Annotated in this window: 18 protein-coding genes and 3 tRNA genes; 7 read left to right on the forward strand and 14 right to left on the reverse strand. The window is 59.8% G+C overall.

Going from position 1 to position 19,163, the window contains the following annotated elements; genetic code table 11:
* Nucleotides 1–82 precede the first annotated feature (82 nt).
* From R1T44_RS13530 to R1T44_RS13565, 8 genes are all read right to left on the reverse strand, one after another.
* A complete protein-coding gene (locus tag R1T44_RS13530; RefSeq protein ID WP_317292225.1) occupies nt 83–691 on the reverse strand; it encodes a sulfotransferase family 2 domain-containing protein in 609 nt (202 codons plus the stop codon).
* A gap of 128 nt (nt 692–819) precedes the next feature.
* Entirely contained in the window at nt 820–1,695 is an 876-nt protein-coding gene (locus R1T44_RS13535; RefSeq protein WP_317292226.1) for a polysaccharide pyruvyl transferase family protein, read from the reverse strand.
* Nucleotides 1,679–2,362 carry a glycosyltransferase family 25 protein gene (locus R1T44_RS13540; RefSeq protein WP_317292227.1) on the reverse strand — a complete coding sequence of 228 codons (684 nt, stop codon included), beginning with the start codon at nt 2,360–2,362 and terminating at the stop codon, nt 1,679–1,681. The genes R1T44_RS13535 and R1T44_RS13540 overlap by 17 nt, the downstream gene beginning before the upstream one ends.
* Before the next feature lie 39 nt (nt 2,363–2,401).
* Nucleotides 2,402–3,100 carry a uracil-DNA glycosylase gene (ung, locus tag R1T44_RS13545; RefSeq protein WP_317292228.1) on the reverse strand — a complete coding sequence of 233 codons (699 nt, stop codon included), beginning with the start codon at nt 3,098–3,100 and terminating at the stop codon, nt 2,402–2,404.
* A 1-nt stretch (nt 3,101) separates the two neighbouring features.
* The gene (gene gpt / locus R1T44_RS13550; RefSeq protein WP_043335607.1) at nt 3,102–3,599 is read right to left on the reverse strand and encodes a xanthine phosphoribosyltransferase; all 498 of its coding nucleotides are present in this window, start codon (nt 3,597–3,599) and stop codon (nt 3,102–3,104) included.
* A gap of 171 nt (nt 3,600–3,770) precedes the next feature.
* Nucleotides 3,771–4,316, reverse strand: a complete 546-nt coding sequence (locus R1T44_RS13555) for an adenine phosphoribosyltransferase (protein ID WP_043335609.1) — start codon at nt 4,314–4,316, stop codon at nt 3,771–3,773.
* Entirely contained in the window at nt 4,316–5,617 is a 1,302-nt protein-coding gene (locus tag R1T44_RS13560) for an NCS2 family permease (RefSeq protein ID WP_317292229.1), read from the reverse strand. The genes R1T44_RS13555 and R1T44_RS13560 overlap by 1 nt, the downstream gene beginning before the upstream one ends.
* Before the next feature lie 300 nt (nt 5,618–5,917).
* Nucleotides 5,918–6,529: a riboflavin synthase subunit alpha gene (locus R1T44_RS13565; protein WP_317292949.1), complete on the reverse strand. Its 612-nt coding sequence runs from the start codon at nt 6,527–6,529 to the stop codon at nt 5,918–5,920.
* A 700-nt stretch (nt 6,530–7,229) separates the two neighbouring features.
* Between R1T44_RS13565 and R1T44_RS13570 the strand changes: the two genes are divergently transcribed.
* The 5 genes from R1T44_RS13570 to R1T44_RS13590 all read left to right on the forward strand — a co-directional run bounded on the left by R1T44_RS13570 (nt 7,230) and on the right by R1T44_RS13590 (nt 11,796).
* The gene (locus R1T44_RS13570; protein WP_284726837.1) at nt 7,230–8,273 is read left to right on the forward strand and encodes a methionine ABC transporter ATP-binding protein; all 1,044 of its coding nucleotides are present in this window, start codon (nt 7,230–7,232) and stop codon (nt 8,271–8,273) included.
* A complete protein-coding gene (locus R1T44_RS13575; protein WP_107336314.1) occupies nt 8,254–8,907 on the forward strand; it encodes a methionine ABC transporter permease in 654 nt (217 codons plus the stop codon). The genes R1T44_RS13570 and R1T44_RS13575 overlap by 20 nt, the downstream gene beginning before the upstream one ends.
* 160 nt (nt 8,908–9,067) lie before the next feature.
* Nucleotides 9,068–9,886 (forward strand): MetQ/NlpA family ABC transporter substrate-binding protein, encoded by an 819-nt coding sequence (locus R1T44_RS13580; protein WP_317292950.1) that lies wholly within the window; start codon nt 9,068–9,070, stop codon nt 9,884–9,886.
* A 207-nt stretch (nt 9,887–10,093) separates the two neighbouring features.
* Entirely contained in the window at nt 10,094–10,582 is a 489-nt protein-coding gene (locus R1T44_RS13585) for a GAF domain-containing protein (RefSeq protein WP_131432461.1), read from the forward strand.
* A 164-nt stretch (nt 10,583–10,746) separates the two neighbouring features.
* Nucleotides 10,747–11,796 (forward strand): alpha/beta hydrolase, encoded by a 1,050-nt coding sequence (locus R1T44_RS13590; protein ID WP_317292230.1) that lies wholly within the window; start codon nt 10,747–10,749, stop codon nt 11,794–11,796.
* A gap of 84 nt (nt 11,797–11,880) precedes the next feature.
* Here the strand turns inward: R1T44_RS13590 and R1T44_RS13595 are convergent.
* The 6 genes from R1T44_RS13595 to glpK form a co-directional block, all read right to left on the reverse strand.
* Nucleotides 11,881–11,957 (reverse strand) — tRNA-Val (locus tag R1T44_RS13595).
* Nucleotides 11,958–12,007: 50 nt separating this feature from the next.
* Nucleotides 12,008–12,084 (reverse strand) — tRNA-Val (locus R1T44_RS13600).
* Nucleotides 12,085–12,121: 37 nt separating this feature from the next.
* A tRNA-Val gene (locus tag R1T44_RS13605) sits at nt 12,122–12,198 on the reverse strand.
* A gap of 357 nt (nt 12,199–12,555) precedes the next feature.
* On the reverse strand, nt 12,556–13,158 hold the full coding sequence (locus R1T44_RS13610) for an MIP/aquaporin family protein (RefSeq protein ID WP_317292951.1): 603 nt from the start codon (nt 13,156–13,158) through the stop codon (nt 12,556–12,558).
* Nucleotides 13,159–13,491: 333 nt separating this feature from the next.
* On the reverse strand, nt 13,492–14,214 hold the full coding sequence (locus tag R1T44_RS13615) for an MIP/aquaporin family protein (protein WP_052384798.1): 723 nt from the start codon (nt 14,212–14,214) through the stop codon (nt 13,492–13,494).
* A 2-nt stretch (nt 14,215–14,216) separates the two neighbouring features.
* Nucleotides 14,217–15,749 (reverse strand): glycerol kinase GlpK, encoded by a 1,533-nt coding sequence (gene glpK, locus R1T44_RS13620; protein ID WP_131432463.1) that lies wholly within the window; start codon nt 15,747–15,749, stop codon nt 14,217–14,219.
* Nucleotides 15,750–16,220: 471 nt separating this feature from the next.
* On the opposite strand from glpK, the gene R1T44_RS13625 reads away from it, so the two are divergent.
* Nucleotides 16,221–17,012 (forward strand): DeoR/GlpR family transcriptional regulator, encoded by a 792-nt coding sequence (locus tag R1T44_RS13625; RefSeq protein ID WP_317292231.1) that lies wholly within the window; start codon nt 16,221–16,223, stop codon nt 17,010–17,012.
* 610 nt (nt 17,013–17,622) lie between these two features.
* Nucleotides 17,623–19,125 (forward strand): glycerol-3-phosphate dehydrogenase, encoded by a 1,503-nt coding sequence (gene glpD / locus R1T44_RS13630; protein ID WP_317292232.1) that lies wholly within the window; start codon nt 17,623–17,625, stop codon nt 19,123–19,125.
* Nucleotides 19,126–19,163 lie beyond the last annotated feature (38 nt).

The following is a 19,163-nucleotide window of genomic DNA, read 5'->3' on the forward strand; positions in this document are numbered from 1 at the left end:
ACTTCACTCATATTAAGATTAAAACATATTATCCTGCAATGAATAGCGCTGGCAGATTCATCATCGACGGTATTGATTCTAGCTATTCATAATTGAAATTATCAAAATCTCTTGAATAATGCTTACGAATGACATTGACAGTACTCTCATCACACTTTACTGAACGGCTAGTCAGCCATCGCTTGTTGTGCACTCGACCTTGTTTGATGCCGAGATGACTGAGAACATGACTTAAATTTTCCTCAAAATTCTCAAACCTACCCACATAGTCCATTATCACTCTATCATTATCATCAACAATGAAATATGACTGAGGAGTAAAAAGTGAATGAGATTTGAATTTTTCTTCAGTCAAGCCATTCAAGACGAATGCATCGAAAGTTGGATATTGCCGCAGCCCTTCAGATAACACTTTGTGACTCTGACTATGGTCACCAGTATGCCTTAAATACTGGTAAGCCGAAAACAATCTATCCAGTGGGTGACGAACGAAAGCGAACTTAAAATATTGATCGAAACGAGAAGGATCTATTTTCTGATAAAACCGGTAATCATGATACTTCCTCTTCTTAATGTACTCATCCCCCAGAGCCAAAAAGATAGATTCACTTCCTACCCTTGGCACTCCGACAAAGATACACTTATTCTTATTGAAACACCTTCGAAATTCACCACCTACTTTATCGCGCATTCCTCCCTCCTCATACCCGAGAAGAATATTCTCGCCTACAAAAAAGGAGGAATATTGCATAGAGCATGCAAGTACATACACATTACATTTCTAGCGAGAACAGTAAAGCATGATTGATCAATGCAAGCTTAGATTTGTTGCAAGGCTTTCTCAAAACTCTTGACTATATCCGACTGCAAGCTGCAGATGACATTAGGATCGATTTTATCCGCGTACCTATTGATATCGCCAGCATTTAACTCATTGAAAGAACAAAACCTCAGAGAAAAACTACGACCAACAGAGGAGAAATAATCATAGAACTTAAACTTCCCCCCAGAATGAAGAGGACCATCATAGAACCAGCAATTCGGGATTCCATAGGCATCCGCTATGATCAAGCCATGTAGACTCTGACTTACAATGATCTCACAGGATTTCATCTGAGTAACAATGGACTCCAGATTATCCGTACGAAAATCTATTATTATACTATTGCCTACACGTGCACACACATTTTTCCATTCCGGATTATCAATAGTGGAGATATGTGGAATAAATCCTATTTTATAAATCTTGTCTGGATCTGTGTCATAAATCAAAGGGAGCATGAGCCCTGGATCACCGACAGGGTATTCTTTTTCTCCCAATGAAGTGAGCACCTGCTGAGTCATATACCCACGTACAGAATGAATAACAACAGATTTGCCAAATGTCCTGCCCATTGGTTTCATTCGCTTGAATAAAGAGGCATGTTTGACATATGGAGAAATAAGCCCAGACCCTACAACATGGATCTTCCTATTTCGTAAGGAAATCGCTTTATTGTTGACGAGCTTATTTAAAATACTGCCAACAGAGATCAAGTCTGCCTCATCGACATTCGAGATAGAATGAGCGACATGAAACTTTCTATTCAAAATGATAGATGTGATTTCATCACCAAAATTACATCCACCATTCGCCGATCGCCACCAGTATGCTTTCAATTGACCATCTCCTGAAACATTAAAGCCATCGTCCACATAAGGTTCTCCACATATCCCTACGCAACGCTACTTCCTGCTTTCTTGAATTGAGATTCCAATACTCACCATCTTTGTAGCTGCCTCCCCCTTTCGTTTCAATTCGATAATCAGCGATATCACTTTTGACATCCGATTCGGGAAGCTGATCGCAAAAAAGAGGGTAAACAGCATAAGCCTTGAATTCAGTAGCGTAGAAACTATCCACCGCTTTTTTTGAATAAGGTTTATCAATGATCTTCTTCATGCCTTTACGAGACAGCATATAGGCATGGCCTCCCGTCAGCTTGGCTCTAACCACGCCCGCAAAAGGAATCAACCACATCCTTCCCAGCATGCCACCAAGATAAAAAATCTCCGGGTTTCGTATTTTCAAGAAACAATTGATACGTGCTATTACACTTTCAGTCGGCATAGTAAGAGTAGCATCATCTTCAAGGATCAAGACTCGTTGATACCCTCTTTCCATAGCCATTGCTGCACAGGCACGATGTGACTCGTAACATCCACGCTCAGGATTATCCACATCACGCTCGGCAAGATAAAACTCAATATCCAAGCCTAACGGCAAAAACTCTTTCTGTAGATGTTCCCGGCGGTCTTCCCGCTCTTTGAGGCTGATACAAAATACCCCATCCACCTCGAGTGTTTGTTGACTCTTGTTCATCCTTGGCGGCATTCCCTAGAAGCTTGTCACAATCAGATATTATAACTGCCAGTCGATCGGCTTTTTCCCACGCGCTTCCAGCCAGGCATTGGCCTGTGAGAAGTGGCGAGAGCCGAAGAAACCGCGGTGCGCTGCGAGGGGGGATGGGTGCGGCGCGTGGAGCACCAGGTGCTTCCGGGTGTCCACAGCGCGGGCCTTCTTCTGGGCATGACTGCCCCAGAGCAGAAAGACGACACCCTGACAGTGCTGGTTGATCACGTCGATGGCGCGGTCGGTGAATTGCTCCCACCCCTGCTTCTGATGCGAGGCGGCCTTTCCCTGCTCGACGGTCAGCACGCTGTTGAGTAGCAAGACGCCCTGCTTCGCCCAGCTTTCTAGGAAGCCGTGATCGACGGGTTCGACGCCGACATCGGTAGCCAGTTCCTTGTAGATGTTCTTCAGCGAAGGCGGCGGGCGCACACCGGGACGTACCGAGAAGCACAGTCCGTGCGCCTGGCCCGGGCCGTGATACGGGTCCTGCCCGAGGATCACGACCTTGACGTTGGAGAGCGGCGTCAGCCAGAAGGCACGGAACCAGTCATCGGAATGCGGATAGATGACCTTGCCGGCATCTTTCTCGGCGCGCAGAAAGTCGCGCAGACGCTGCATGTAGCCAGCCTGAAACTCTTGGCCAAGATGCGCCTGCCAATCGGCAGGCAGCACCTCGGAGCGGCCAGTCGCGGCAGTCTCCAACGGCATGTCAGCTATCGCTCTCTTGCTTCTTGAGCTGCTCGGCGATCGGCTCGACGTAGGCGATACCCATGTCCCACGGGAACTGGATCCAGCAGTTCTGCGGCACTTCGGTGATGAAGCCATCGACCAGCGGACGACCTTCCGGCTTGGCATAGACAGTCACGAAGTGCGCCTTGGGCAGCATGTCACGCACCGCACGTGCGGTATTGCCGGTGTCGACCAGGTCATCGACCAGCAGCCAGCCGTCACCGTCGTGGTCGACGCCCTTGACCACTTCCAGACCACCCTGCTCCATGTGGTCGTGATAGCTCTTGATGCACACGGTATCGATGTGGCGGATACCCAGCTCGCGGGCGATCAGGCCGGCCGGAATCAGGCCACCGCGGGTGATGGCGATGATGCCCTTGAAATCGCGACCGCTGAGGTCGTGACACAGCGCGCGCACATCACGGTGCAGCTGGTCCCAGGAGACGATGAAGTGGTCGTGGTAGCGTTCGGAAGACATGTGGGTCACTCGCAATGACGAAACAGAAGGAAAGCATGGTGGCTGGCGCGCCACCGCACAAGGGGAAGATCCACTCAGCCACGCCAGAACGCGGACAAGGGCCTCAGATTCGCTGCCCGCAGCAACGACGATGGCCCTGCCAGAAGACAGGGCCATCGCGTCAAGCCGGCATTACTCGGATTCGGTGAAGCTGCACGCCGCGAAGACACTGTGGCCTTCTTCACGAATGCGCGCGGAGCCGCCGATTTCCGGCAGGTCGATGATGGCTGCCGTCTCGACGACCACACCACCGGTGCGCTCGATCAGCTTGCAGGCCGCCAGCATGGTGCCGCCGGTGGCGATCAGGTCATCCATCACCAGGATGCGATCGCCTTCACGGAAGGCATCGGAGTGCAGCTCGACGGTGGACTCACCATATTCCAGCGAGTAGGTCTCGCTGATGGTCTTGAACGGCAGCTTGCCCTTCTTGCGCACCGGCACGAAGCTGCAGCCCAGCTCGTAGGCCAGCGGAGCACCGATAATGAAGCCACGCGCATCGATGGCGGCGATGGCGTCGATTTCCATCTCCTGATAGCGGTGCACGAAGGAGTCGATCAGCTTGCGGAACGCGGCGGAGTTCTGCAGCACCGGCGTGATGTCACGGAAGTTGACGCCTTCCTGGGGCCAGTCCGGCACGGTGCGGATGACAGACTTGATGTAGTCGCTGTAGATGCTCATTAGAGGGCTCCGTCGAGGAACAGGTATTTGCAGGCGAACAGGATGGCGAGAATCACCAGCCCCGGGCTCAGATCACGATAACGGCCGGAGAACAGCTTGATCACGGCGTAGCTGATGAAGCCCAGCGCGATCCCGTTGGCAATCGAGTAGGTCAGCGGCATCACCAGGGTGGCGATCACCACCGGTGCCGCTTCAGTAATGTCGTTCCAGTCGATGCGTGCCAGGCCGCCCGTCATCAGGCAGGCGACGTACAGCAGCGCACCGGCAGTGGCGAAGGCCGGAATCGAGGTCGCCAGCGGCGACAGGAACAGGCTGACGAGGAACAGGCCGGCTACGACTACAGCCGTCAGGCCGGTACGTCCGCCGGCGGCCACGCCGGTGGCGGATTCGATGTAGCTGGTCACGTTCGAGGTGCCCATGACAGAGCCGACCATGGTGGCGCTGGAGTCGGCCATCAAGGCCCGTCCCAGGCGCGGCAGGTGGCCACGCTCATTGGTCAGGCCAGCCTGCTGGGAGACAGCGATCAGCGTGCCCGAGGTGTCGAACAGATCGACGAACAGGAAGGCGAAGATGATCGACACCATGCCCAGATTGGAGGCGCCGGCGATATCGAGCTCTGCCAATGTCGGCAGCATGCTCGGCGGCATCGAGGCAAAGCCGTGGAAATCGTTGTTGCCGGTCAAGGTCGCCAGCAGCGTGACGAGCAGTATGCCGATCATCACCGCACCGATCACCTTGCGGTAGGACAGTGCGACGATCAAAAAGAACGAGAGCAATGCATACATGGCCGCCGGCGAGGACAGATCACCCAGCGTGACCAGCGTGCCCGGGGCGTCGACGACGATGCCACTGCCCTGCAGGGCGATGATCGCCATGAACAGGCCGATGCCCGCGGCGATACCGGTCTTCAGCGAGGCGGGAATGGCATTGATGATCCACTCGCGAATCTTGAAGGCGGACAGCAGGAAGAAGCTCACCCCGGACAGGAAGACCGCGCCCAGCGCGACCTGCCAGGGCACGCCCATCTGACCGGCGACCGTATAGGTGAAGAAGGCCGTCAGCCCCATGCCCGGCGCCAGCGCGATCGGGTAGTTGGCGTAGAGGCCCATGACCAGACAGCCGATGGCGGCCGCCAGACAGGTCGCGACGAACACGGCGCCGTGATCCATGCCGGTGGAGGCCAGCATCGAGGGAGCCACGAAGATGATATAGGCCATCGCGAGGAAGGAGGTAAATCCTGCGATGACTTCGGTACGCACATTGGTACCGTGCTCGGAGAGCTTGAAAAGACGTTCCAGCATTGAGGTAGCCCCTATCCTTGAGCAGTGCCTGTCCGGCAAGGCGCAGTGGTCGGTGATTGTCAGAATCAGCAGATCAAGACGAACTCGCTCGGACAGGTATGCCGCACAGGGCGTCGGATGAAGCTTTTCCCCTGTTCAGCCTGCCTGAACCACGATGCCCCGCCAGCGGCAGGGCATCGAAAGGCGCAACATGGTACCCAAAGGTCTGCAGCGAATCGAGCATTCCCGGCATATTTCCTGACCAGTCAGACGAGTTCTGGCGTCCTGCCAGTGAGTTGATCCGCTGCAGACCTGCAAGCCTCATGCCAGACGGGAGGCCATGACCCGCTCGACGGTCTCGACAATGGCCTGGGTCTGCGGGTCGACTTCAAGGTTGACCTGATCACCGACGGCGCGCACGCCCATCAGGGTGCGCTCGAGCGTCTCGGGAATCAGATTGACGCAGAAGCGTGTGCCCTGCACCTCACCGATCGTCAGGCTGACACCGTCAAGTCCCACATAGCCCTTGTCGAACAGAAAACGCATCAGCTCGGCCGGTGCCTGGAACCAGATACGACGATTGTCGGCGGTGGCCTCGATGGCATCGATGGTCACCATCGCCATCACGTGCCCGGACATCGAGTGCCCGCCGATCTCGTCGCCGAAGCGTGCCGCTCGCTCCACGTTCACGATGCTGCCCACCTCGAGTTCGCCCAGATTGGTCAGACGCAGCGTCTCGCGCATCAGGTCAAAGCTGGCCAGTTGACCCTCAAGTGCGGTCACGGTCAGACAGCAACCGTTATGGGCCACCGAGGCCCCCAGCTCCAGCCCCGCCTCAAACCCCGCCGGCAACCAGACCTGATGCGTGCGAAAGTCAGTGCGTTCTTCAATGGCCACCACTTCCGCCATGCCTTGTACGATACCCGTGAACATGCGTGATCTTTCCTTGCACTGCTGCTTCTTGCTGTCGAGAAGCCGTGAATAAGGGACGGCATGCAGCAGCGAGATGACCGGCATGCCCAGCCGAAATCCTAGCATGGTGGACTAGCCGTCGACATGCTGGCGTTGTCTGCCGTGGGAGTGCGCGGCGCTGCCGCCTTTGCCACCCGCTTCCCGTCTCCCGTATCCCGTATCCCACAACAGACGAGCACGGCTGCCACCGCGAACGTAGAGTAGCCAGAGCGGGCCACAACTCATGCCCGACTGACCGTCAAGACAGGCAAGCCGTCGATGCCTGTTGAAACCCGCGTCACGACAAGAGCCTTGTAAGAAATGGCTTACAGAGCGTATCGCCAAATTGCCATATTGAACGACAGTTCGAATAAACGTCCAGCGCAAGACCAAAGTCGTTGACACCCCCAAGGTGACTGATAGAATGCGCCTCAAATCTGTTTGGCGCCGATTTGTACCCGGATTGCGGGCGCCCACCACGAGAGCTGGTCTCACGGGGTGCAAGTTCTGCTAAAAGGGTGTGTCCAGCGTTGATGGCCACCCGTCTTGGGTGGTCTTTTTTCTCCCCACTGGATCGCTCCCCTCTTCGCTGTCTGCCATGTGCGCAGACGCCGGCAGAACGTTCTGTCCTCTACAGACCTTCGCCCGCAATCCGGTTGGTGCCTTAACCACTCGGACCCCCATGATCACACTCAAGAACGTCTCCAAGACTTACGGCAGTGGTGACAAGGCCGTGGTCGCGCTCAAGGATGCCAGCCTCACGGTTCCTCAGGGCGCCATTACCGGTGTCATCGGCCTGTCCGGTGCCGGCAAGTCGACCCTCATTCGCTGCGTCAATCTGCTCGAACGCCCCACTGCCGGTAGCGTCGTCGTCGATGGCCAGGAACTGACCGAGCTCGACGAGTCCGCCCTGCGCAGCGCTCGTCACCAGATCGGCATGATCTTCCAGCATTTCAATCTGCTCTCCTCACGCACAGTCTTCGCCAATGTGGCGCTGCCGCTGGAGCTGGCTGGCATCTCGAAGGACGAGATCAAAAAGCGCGTCGAGCCATTGCTGGAGCTGACCGGCCTGAGCGACAAGGCCGGCCAGTATCCTGCCCAGCTGTCCGGCGGCCAGAAACAGCGTGTGGCCATCGCCCGTGCGCTGGCCAGCCGTCCCAAGGTGCTGCTGTGCGACGAGGCCACCTCGGCCCTCGACCCGCAGACCACCGCCTCCATCCTTGAGCTGCTCAAGGACATCAACACCAAACTGGGCCTTACGATCCTGCTGATCACCCACGAGATGGAAGTGGTCAAGAGCATCTGTGATCAGGTCGCCCTGATCAGCGGCGGTGAACTGGTGGAAGTGGCCTCGGTAGGCGATTTCTTCACCGCACCGCAGACCCGCCTGGGCCGCGAGTTCCTCAACGACTTCCTGGAACTTGAGCCGCCACGCGCGCTGGTCGAGCGCCTCGAAGCCACCGCCGGCCCGCACACCCACCCGGTGGTGCGCCTGGCCTTCAGCGGCGACGCCGTCTCCACTCCGCTGATCTCGCGCCTGGCGCGTGAATGCCAGGTGGATGTCAGCATCCTGCAGGCCAAGGTGGAATCCATTCAGGACCGCACCCTGGGCCTGATGATCGCCGAACTGATGGGCGACAGCCGCCAGACCCGGCAAGCGCTCGATTATCTCGAATCCCACGACCTGAAAGTGGAGGTGCTCGGTCATGTCACCCGCACTGCTTGAACTCGTCCTGTCCTCCACCCTCGAGACGCTGTACATGGTCGCGGTGGCAGGCCTGATCTCCGCGGCACTCGGCATTCCCCTGGGCGTGGCACTCTACACCTCGCGCCCCGGCCAGATTCTCGCGCGCCCGGCACTCAACAGCGTGCTGAGCATCATCACCAACATCGGTCGCTCGGTGCCGTTCATCATCCTGATGGTGGCGATCATCCCGCTGACACGCCTGATCGCGGGCAGCTCGATCGGCACCAACGCCGCCATCGTGCCGCTGACCATCGCCTCGATTCCCTTCGTCGCCCGCCTGATCGAAGGCGCGCTGAATGAAGTCGGCCCCGGGCTGGTCGAAGCCGCACAGGCCATGGGCGCCACGCCGATGCAGATCATCACCAAGGTACTGCTACCGGAAGCACGCGGCGGCATCATCAATGGCCTGACCATCACCGTGGTGACGCTGATCAGCTATTCCGCCATGGCCGGCACCGTCGGTGGCGGCGGCCTGGGGGATCTCGGCATTCGCTACGGCTACAACCGCTTCGACCCGATGGTGATGCTGGTGACCGTGGTCATCCTCGTCGTCATGGTGCAGGGCTTCCAGAGCCTGGGCGACCATCTGGTGCGCAAGTCGAACCACAAGTAAGCGTCGCTCCATGAGCAGCGACAGATCTACAAGTGGCGTTCGATCTACAAATCACACGGCTTTCGGTATCGTGACGGCTCATCACCATGAGCCGTCACTCATAACATCCCGCGGACCCCGCCGGTCACGTCGGATCACAAGGAGAACATCGATGCGCAACATGCTGACCACGCTTTCTTCCCCGCTGCGCCTTGCCGGTGCCGCCACCCTGCTCGGCGCCACCCTGCTGGCAGGCTGCGGCAACGACGCGTCCGACGAGAATACCCTCAAGATGGGTACCGTCGCAGGCCCGGAAACCGAAGTGATGAAGGTCGCGGCCGAGATCGCCAAGGAAAAGTACGACCTGAACGTCGAGATCACCGAGTTCACCGACTACGTGTCTCCCAACGCCGCACTGGCCGATGGCTCTCTGGATGCCAACGCCTACCAGCACCAGCCGTACATGGAATCCATGGTGCGTGAGCGTGGCTACAAGTTCGCCAGCGCCGGCAAGACCTTCGTGTACCCGATCGGTGCCTACTCCGAGAAGTACGCAGACATCAGCGAACTGCCGGACGGCGCGACCATCGCCCTGCCGAACGATCCGTCCAACGAAGGCCGCTCCCTGATCCTGATGCACGACCTGGGCATGATTGAGCTGACCGACAAGGACAACCTCGAAGCGACCCCGATCGATGTCGCCAAGAACCCGCATGACTACCAGTTCAAGGAAATCGAGGCTGCCCAGCTGCCGCGCATCCTGCCGGACGTCGACCTGGCCTTCATCAACAACACCTTCGCCCAGCCGGCTGGCTTGAAGCCGGAAGACGCGCTGATCCGTGAAGGCGCCGAGTCTCCGTACGTCAACCTGATCGTCGTGCGTCAGGGCGATGAAGACAGCGAGAAGGTACAGAAGCTGGTCAAGGCCTACCAGACGCCGGAAGTCGAAGCCAAGGCCGAAGAGCTGTTCAAGGGCGCGGCGGTACCGGGCTGGAAGTAAGCCTCACCCCACGTCACTGACAGACGCCTGAACGCAAAGCGCCGACCACTGGTCGGCGCTTTTGCATCCAGTGGATGCACGCATCTCATCACGCCCAGCAGCCGGCGTAGTGCGAGAAGACACACGCGCAGGACACGCTTGAAACAGGCGACCCGCGACCGCATTCTTGCGCCATCTCGCCACCTTACCTATCCCTCAGGAGCCCTCATGGCCACTCGCCCCGACTATTCACTGCTGGCCCGCCAGCTGGATGCCATCCTCGATACCCGCGACTGGCTGACCAACGCCTCCCAGACGGCTGCCTTCGTCAACATGACGGTGGAGAACCTCAACTGGGCAGGCTTCTATGTACAACGTCAGCCGCAGATCCTGCACCTAGGGCCGTTCCAGGGTCAGCCGGCCTGCCACCCGATTCCCTTCACCAAGGGCGTGTGTGGCGCCGCCGCCACCGAGCGCACCACCCAGCGTGTCGCGGATGTACACGCCTTCCCGGGCCATATCGCCTGTGACGCCGCCTCGCGCAGCGAGCTGGTCATCCCGGTGCTCATCGAGCAGGACGGCCAGCAAGTGCTGTGGGGCGTGCTGGACCTGGACAGCCCTAGCCCCGAGCGCTTCGACGAAGAGGATCAGGCCGGCATCGAGCGCCTGGTCGAGATCTTCATCGCCTCCAGCGACTTCGACAGCGTTCCTGCCTGACAAACTGAGCGCCCGCCTGACAGACAGCCAGAACGTCAGCATCACGCTCTGCCGCCCGCCGTGCCACTCGCACGGCGGGCGGTTTGCGTTGTGGCCTTTCTGGCCTTGCACAGCCCCGTGCGAGATGACAGGTTAAGAGCTCTCGCCCCCGACAGGAGCCAAACATGTCATCCCGGTCGCCATCTCATCCCTCGCCGCACTCTACTTCGCCCTCCACATCATCCTCCACATCGCCCTCCTCCCCGGATTCGCCGCCCCCACACGCGGAGGCCTCGCTGCAAAATCACGACGAAGCGCATGCCGGCCTTGAGCGAGTCATCAAGCATCTTGAGCGTATCAAGGCCTTCACGGCGCGCACCGGCAATGACCTCGGTGCCAAGCGCACCCTGCTTGAGGCTTACTTCGCCGCCGACGCCAGCATTCTCGACACCGGCGTGACACCGCGTCTCGCGATGGTGCCGGGTGGCGAGGGAGAGCGTGTCTGTGAGGTATTGCCGGCACCCGATGACGCACCAGCGCGCCCGCGTCGCCTGCTGTATGTGCATGGCGGCAGCTGGATCGCAGGCTCGCCTGCCGGCCACCGTCCTCTGGCAAGCCGTCTGGGGCGAGCGGCACGCGCCGAGACCTACACCCTGGATTATCGCCTCGCGCCCGAGGCCGCCTTCCCGGCCGGCCTGCAGGACGTGCTGGCCGCGTGGCGCTGGCTGTGTGACGAATACCCGCAGGACCACCTGCTGCTGGCCGGTGACAGCGCGGGCGGCAACCTCACGCTGGCGGCCGTGAATGCGCTCAAGAGCGCAGGCGAGCGGCTGCCGGATGCGGTGATCGCCTTCTCGCCCGCCACGGACCTCAGCTGGGGCAGCGCCTCGCTGTCGCGCAAGGCCGAGGTGGACCCGATCCTCGATCCCAACCTGCTGCCCTTCGTGAGCATGGCCTATGTGCAGGACGGCACCGACATGAGCGATCCGCGCATCTCACCACTGGAGGGAAACCTGTTTGACCTGCCTCCGACGCTGATCCAGTGCGGCGAGGCGGAGATCCTGCTCGACGACAGCCGTCGCTACGCCACTCAGGCGCAGGACTGCGGCTCGCCCGTCACATTGAGTCTGTGGCCGGACATGCCACATGTGTTCGTCGGCTTCGCCCCGCTGCTGAGCGCTGCCAATGCCGCCCTCAAGGAAGCACGCGAATTCCTCGACGAGACGCTTGCCTGAGCGGCGCGCGCCAATCCCGCGGCAGATTTTCATGACACGCACACGAAAACGCCCGACTCGATGAGCCGGGCGTTTTCTGGAATCTGGTAGGACCAGGCGGATTTGAACCGCCGACCTCCACGATGTCAACGTGGCGCTCTAACCAACTGAGCTATGGTCCTGAAGTGTGGCAGATGACACAGGAACACTTGAAACATACCGTGGAACGGCTTGGTAGGACCAGGCGGATTTGAACCGCCGACCTCCACGATGTCAACGTGGCGCTCTAACCAACTGAGCTATGGTCCTGAATCAAGTGGCGTGATGTTGCCATCAGTGCCGATGCTGGTAGGACCAGGCGGATTTGAACCGCCGACCTCCACGATGTCAACGTGGCGCTCTAACCAACTGAGCTATGGTCCTATGTCAGCATGCTGAAATGCGAAGCAGTATGATGCGAAGTGCTTTGCCCTGTCAGCGAGGACGTATTCTACGCAACTCCCGTTATGATGCAACCCCCTGATGATAAAAAATTTTCTCGCCATTCCGCCTTGCCGTGATCAGGTAAAAAGAACGGACACAGAGCGGGCACAGATCGGCCGCGCGTGCAGCACGCAAGCGAGGCACGTCATCGCGGCCAGGCCTGAAAAGAACTCACCCGGTCTGATCTGATCTGATCTGCCCTGCTCTGCCCTACGCCGCCAGCCACTCTTGTCGAATGGCACAAGGTTGGCTGGCAGCGCACGGACACGACAATGACTGGCCGCAGCGCCTCGACGGCTAGAGGAAGACCCGACGCAGCACAGCTGCCAACACGGCCCCCAGCAAGGGTCCGGCGATCGGCACCCAGGCATACTGCCAGCCCGAACTGCCCTTGCCGGCAATCGGCAACACCCAATGCGCGATGCGCGGCGCCAGGTCACGCGCCGGATTCATCGCGTTGCCGGTCGGCCCACCCAGCGACAGGCCGATCGCCCAGACCAGCACACCAATCAGATACGGCAGCGCCTGATCGGTGATCAGCGCGCTGTCGACCATGCTGCCGATGGCGAAGATGAGCACCACCGTCGCGATCGCTTCACTGATGACATTGGCCGTCTTGTTGGCCACTGCCGGATCAGTACAGAAGACCGCGCGTTTGCGCAGCGGGTCTCGGGTCACCTCCCAATGCGGGTAATAGGCCGCCCACACCAGTCCCGCCCCCATGAAGCAGCCGAGCAGCTCCGCCAGCATCATCCTGGCGACCTTGAGCTCGTCGGTATGCACGCCCAGCAGGTATTTCGCGATCGTCACCGCCGGATTGAGATCGCCGTAGGGCGACCCTGTCGAGGTCGAGACCAGCACCCCGACCATCACGGCAAATCCCCAGCCGGCATTGATCATCAACCAGCTGGAACCCGCTCCCTTGGTGCCCCGAGCATCGCATTGGCGACCACGCCACCTCCCAGCAGAATCATGAAGGTAGTGCCCAGAAACTCGCCCGTCATGACGTCAGTCCACATCTTGATGACCTCCGCCACTTGCCCCCTGTCAGTCGTCTACCGCCACCTCTCGCCCACACGAACGCGCCCCATGACAATGGGTGACGCTATCGCCGGGTGATGGCAAAAAAAGCGGAGACCCGAAATGACTTCGCCCCGTCGAGGGACGGGGCGAAGTCAGGCTACAGTGCCACAGGAGCAGGGGGCTCCTCCAGCGGATTGCGGCAAGGATTTGTTACAGCAGCAGATGCCACATCGAGGCCGCGATCAAGGCACCCGCCAGGGGACCGGCGATCGGCACCCAGGCATACCCCCAGCCGGAGGCGCCCTTGCCGTGGATCGGCAACAAGGAGTGCGCGATACGCGGGCCCAGATCACGTGCCGGGTTGATGGCATAACCGGTCGCACCACCCAGCGAGAGGCCGATGGCCCACACCAGCATGCCGACCAGATACGGCAGCAGGCCAGCGCTGATGGTGCCGGAGCCGACGATGGCACCGATACCGAAGATCAGCACCACGGTCCCGATCACTTCGCTGAGCATGTTGCCCAGACGACACTCGACTGCCGGGTCCGTGCAGAACACCGCCCGCTTGAGGCCAGCATCGCTGGTGCGCTTCCAGTGCGGCAGATAGGCCAGCCACACCATCACGGCACCGGCGAAACAACCGAGCATCTGCGCGATGACATGCCGCGCCACATCCATGAGGGTGGCATGTACCCCGAGCAGATACTTGGCCAGCGTCACCGCCGGATTGAGGTCTGCCTGGGGCGAGCCGGTCGAGACGGCCACGAATACGCCGATCATCACGGCAAAGCCCCAGCCGGTGGTGATCACGATCCAGCCGGAACCATTGCCCTTGGTGTCAGACAACACCACATTGGCGACCACGCCACCGCCGAACAGGATAAGGAACAGACAGCCGAGAAACTCGCCTGTCATGACATCGGTCCACATGCTCAGTGGCCTCCGTCGCTTTTCACTCTTTCCACCGCTTCCAGCCAGCCGGCGTAGAGGCGCTCACGCTGCTCTTCCGCCATTTCCGGCGCGAAGGTACGCTCGCAATGCCACAGCTCGCTGATCTCATCCAGGCTTTCATACCAGCCGATATGCAGGCCAGCCAGATACGCGACGCCCAGCGCCGTGGTTTCCAGCACGCGCGGACGATCCACCTTCACGCCCAGCATGTCAGACAGGAACTGCATCACCCAATTGTTGCTGACCATGCCGCCATCCACGCGCAGATTCGCGCAGTTGATGGCCACGTCATCCAGCATGCACTCCTGCAGGTCACGCGTCTGATAGCACACCGACTGCAGGCCGGCCGCCACGATATCGGTGATGCCGGTGCCACGGGTCAGCCCCAGAATCGCGCCACGCGCCTGCGGGTCCCAGTGCGGTGCCCCCAGGCCAGTGAAGGCCGGCACCATGTAGACGCCGTGGTCGGCCTTGGCCGCACGCGCCAGCGGTTCGGTCTCGGAGGCATCGGAAAACAGCTTCAGGCCATCACGCAGCCACTGTACGGTTGCGCCCGCCACGAAGATGCTGCCTTCCATGGCATAGGTCGGCTTGCCATTGAGGCGATAGCCCACCGTGGTCAGCAGACGATTGCGGGACAGCTCCATCTTCTCGCCGGTGTTCATGATCATGAAGCAGCCAGTGCCGTAGGTGCTCTTGCTCATGCCGGGCGTGAAACAGGCCTGACCGACCAGCGCCGCCTGCTGATCGCCGGCCACGCCGCGAATCGGCATCGCCGCACCGAACAGCTGCGGGTCGGTGGTGCCGAAATCATCACTGGAATCCAGCACTTGCGGCAGCAGGCTTTCCGGGATACCGAACAGCTCCAGCAGCTCGCTGTCCCAGCACTGATCGACGATGTTGAAGAGGCAGGTACGCGAGGCGTTGGTGGCATCGGTGACGTGACGCTTGCCAGCGGTCAGCTTCCAGATCAGGTAGCTGTCGACGGTACCGAAGGCCAGCTCGCCCTTCTCGGCGCGTGCGCGAACGCCTTCGACATTCTCGAGAATCCAGCGCAGCTTGGTCGCGGAGAAATACGGGTCGATCAGCAGACCGGTCTTCTGCTGGATCATGTCACCATGACCGGCATCGGAAAGCTCACGACAGTACTCGTGGGTGCGGCGGTCCTGCCAGACGATGGCGTTGTAGACCGGCACGCCGGTCTCGCGGTCCCAGACGATGGTGGTCTCACGCTGGTTGGTGATCCCGATGGCGGCCACCTGCTCGGCGCCGACATTGGTGTTGATCAGCGACTGACGCACGGTGCGCTTCACCGACCCCCAGATATCATCGACGTTGTGCTCGACCCACCCGCTGTCCGGGAAATGCTGCGGGAATTCTTCCTGGGCCAGACCTGTCACCGTCCCTTCACGATCGAACAGGATGGCGCGGGAGCTGGTGGTACCCTGGTCGATCGCGAGAATGCGCGTGGGTCCATCGACGCGAGAGTCTTTCTCTGGCTTGGGGCTAGACATTATGACTGTCCTTGGCTTCGAGGCTGCTTCTGAGAGTACACGTCAGCGGAGACTGCGGTACTTCACTATATTGGCTCGGGTATCATGTGAGGGCGACAGGAGAAAGCGGGTTGGCTTTGTCCTCATCGCGCTTGGCAGGCGCAGCGAGAACACTTCCTCTTGAACCATCACAACCGAACACGAAATGTTCGTCTTCGAATATCGCTGCAAACGTTAGCGCCAAATGCGCGCTATCACAAACGTATTACCAATCAATATCATTGTACCTTGGTCTCATGCCCAATGCGCCGACATGGGCTGTTGCAGCTTGGCAACACCTTGACGCCATTCGTCAAATTGCACTGACGCCCCCCTGTTGGATTAGGATGTACCCTCACTGGACGACCCCACCCCCCAACGGCAACCGTGATGCGCGCTTCCTGACATGAAGTGAACTCACGATCCGCAAGCCGCTGACAACAAGAGAGCAGGATGATGCAGCCAAAGCGCCATCGCGCCATTGTCGAACTGATCACGCGTCAGGGATATGCCTCCATCGAGCAGCTGGCCAGTCACTTCGAGGTCACGCCGCAGACCATTCGTCGCGACCTCAATCAGCTGTCCGAGGCCGGCGCGCTCAAGCGCGTGCACGGGGGCGCGGGGCTTGAGTCCAGTACCGTCAGCACCGCCTACAGCACCCGCAAGACATTGAACCTGGGCGCCAAGCGGCGCATGGCGGCCGCCCTGGCCAGGCAGATTCCTGACCACGCCTCGCTGTTCATCAACATCGGCACCAGCAACGAGATGGTGGCCGAGGCGCTGTGTGATCACCACGGGCTTGAGGTCATCACCAACAACCTGAACGTGGCGGCCACCCTCCAGCACAAGGAGGATTTCAATGTCATCGTGGCCGGCGGCATGGTGCGTTCCCGCGATGGCGGCATCATCGGCGAGGCAACCATCGACTTCATCAACCAGTTCAAGGTCGACTTCGGGATCATCGGCATCAGCGGCATCGATGAAGATGGCTCGCTGCTGGAATTCGACTATCAGGAAGTGCGTGTCGCCCAGGCGATCATCCACAACTCACGCCAGGTCTTCCTGATCGCGGATCACTCCAAGTTCCAGCGCAATGCGGTCGTGCGCCAGGGCAACCTGAGTCAGCTCGATGCGCTCTTCACCGACATCCAGCCCCCGGAAAGCATCCTGACCCTGATGCGTCAGCACGAGGTCGCGCTGCATGTCGCCGGTGACGAGTCGCCGGGTGAGACTGGCGACGCTTGAGCTCCAGGCCGCGCCACCCAACCCACTAGTCGCCTCACCAACAAGTCATCGCGCAATCAGGTCATCGCGCAATCAGGGCCAGGCAATACGCCGTCGTGCAGCCTGGCCCGGCTCTCATCCCTTATCCCTCGCCCCCTTTTCCTTCTTGCCCCCTTTCCTTCTTTCCCCCTCGCCCCTTTTCCCCCTTTTGCCCCCTTTGCACCGATGAACCTCGCATATCACGAAAGCTGCCCAGCTGCTGACTGTGCGCTGCCCAGCGGCACCGCTTCGTCTCCGTATAACCTGTCAGGACGCTTGATCAGTCACTGCGGGCATCGTCTGCGCCGCCCGCGCGGCAACATGACAGCCAGACGCTTCATGAAAATGTCACGCCATGATCAGAGACTGAGAAAAAACACCGGCAAGACAACAGGTTGAATATCAGGCAATCCTCGGTTGCCAGACACTCGCCCAAATGATCACTTCCGAAAGCCATCAGCGCATAAGAATCCCCTTGATGTTCGACTTTTGCTAAGCTATGTTCACTTTCGAAAACCTAATTATCGCGCACCTTGCCGGTGCAGACTCATTCGCCCCACCCGGTAGCGCCGGGCACGAGCAGGAGCAGCCCATGTCCCGCGACAACGATGCACTTCTTGACCTCTTCATCATCGGCGGCGGCATCAATGGCGCCGGTATCGCCAACGATGCCAGCGGCCGCGGCCTGAGCGTGGCCCTGTGCGAGCAGAACGACCTCGCCAGTGCGACCTCCTCCGCCAGCAGCAAGCTGATCCATGGCGGCCTGCGCTACCTGGAGCACTACGAATTCCGTCTGGTGCGCGAAGCCCTGCAGGAGCGCGAGGTACTGCTCAAGAAGGCGCCGCATATCATCTGGCCGCTGCGCTTCATCCTGCCGCACCAGCCGCACCTACGTCCGGCGTGGATGATTCGCGCGGGTCTGTTCCTGTATGACCACATCGGCAAGCGCGAGACCCTGCCAGCCTCCAAGGGCCTCAAGTTCGGCGAGCAGAGCCCGCTGGTCAGCGAGATCAATCAGGGCTTCGAATACTCGGATTGCTGGGTCGATGATGCCCGCCTGGTCATCACCAATGCACTGCAGGCGCGCGAGCAGGGCGCCGAGATCATGACGGGCACCCGCTGTGTCGGCGCCCGCGATGTCGAAGGCCACTGGGAGCTGACGCTTGAAGATATCAGCAGCGGCGAGACCTTCATCCGCCGCGCACGCACCCTGGTGAATGCGGCAGGCCCGTGGGTGGAGTCCTTCATCAAGGGCGCCACCGAACGCACGCCGCGCTACGGCATCCGCATGATCCAGGGCAGCCACCTGATCGTGCCGCGCATCAACACCGACGACCGCGCCTTCATCCTGCAGAACAAGGACAAGCGCATCGTCTTCGTGCTGCCCTATCAGGAAGACTTCAGCCTGATCGGCACCACTGACGTGCGCTACAAGGGCGACCCCTCCGAGGTGGCCTGCTCCAGCGATGAGACCGACTACATGCTCGAGGTGGTCAACCATCACTTCAAGCGCAAGCTGAGTCGCGATGACGTGGTCTCGACCTTCTCCGGCGTGCGCCCGCTGTGTGACGACGAGTCGGCAGACCCGTCCGCGATGACGCGTGATTACACCCTGCACCTGGATGACAGCGGCGCACCGATGCTGTCCATCTTCGGCGGCAAGATCACCACCTATCGCAAGCTGGCCGAGTCGGCACTCGAAGACCTCAAGCCGCTGCTGCCGAGCATGGGCGAGCCGTGGACCCACGAGAAGGCCCTGCCCGGTGGCGATATCGAGAGCCGCGCAGCCTTCACCCGCCAGCTGCAGCGCGACTACCCGTTCCTCGGCGATGCACGCGCCCGACGCTTCGCCTCAAGCTACGGCAGCCTGTGCCTGCACTTCCTCGACGGCAAGAAGAGCGAGGCGGAGCTGGGCGAGGACTTCGGCGCCGGCCTGAGCGCCGCCGAGATCGACTACCTGGTCGAGCACGAATGGGCGCGTGAGGTGCAGGATGTCGTCTGGCGCCGCACCAAGCTGACGCTGCGCCTGAGCGATGAGCAGAAGACGCGCATCGGCGACTACCTCAAGGAACGCCTGCTGGCACGCGCCGCCTGATGAAAACCGGCTGAGCCAGCAGCAAAAGAAAGCCCGCC

This window comes from Cobetia amphilecti (assembly GCF_032923285.1).
GTDB classification, from domain to species: domain Bacteria; phylum Pseudomonadota; class Gammaproteobacteria; order Pseudomonadales; family Halomonadaceae; genus Cobetia; species Cobetia amphilecti.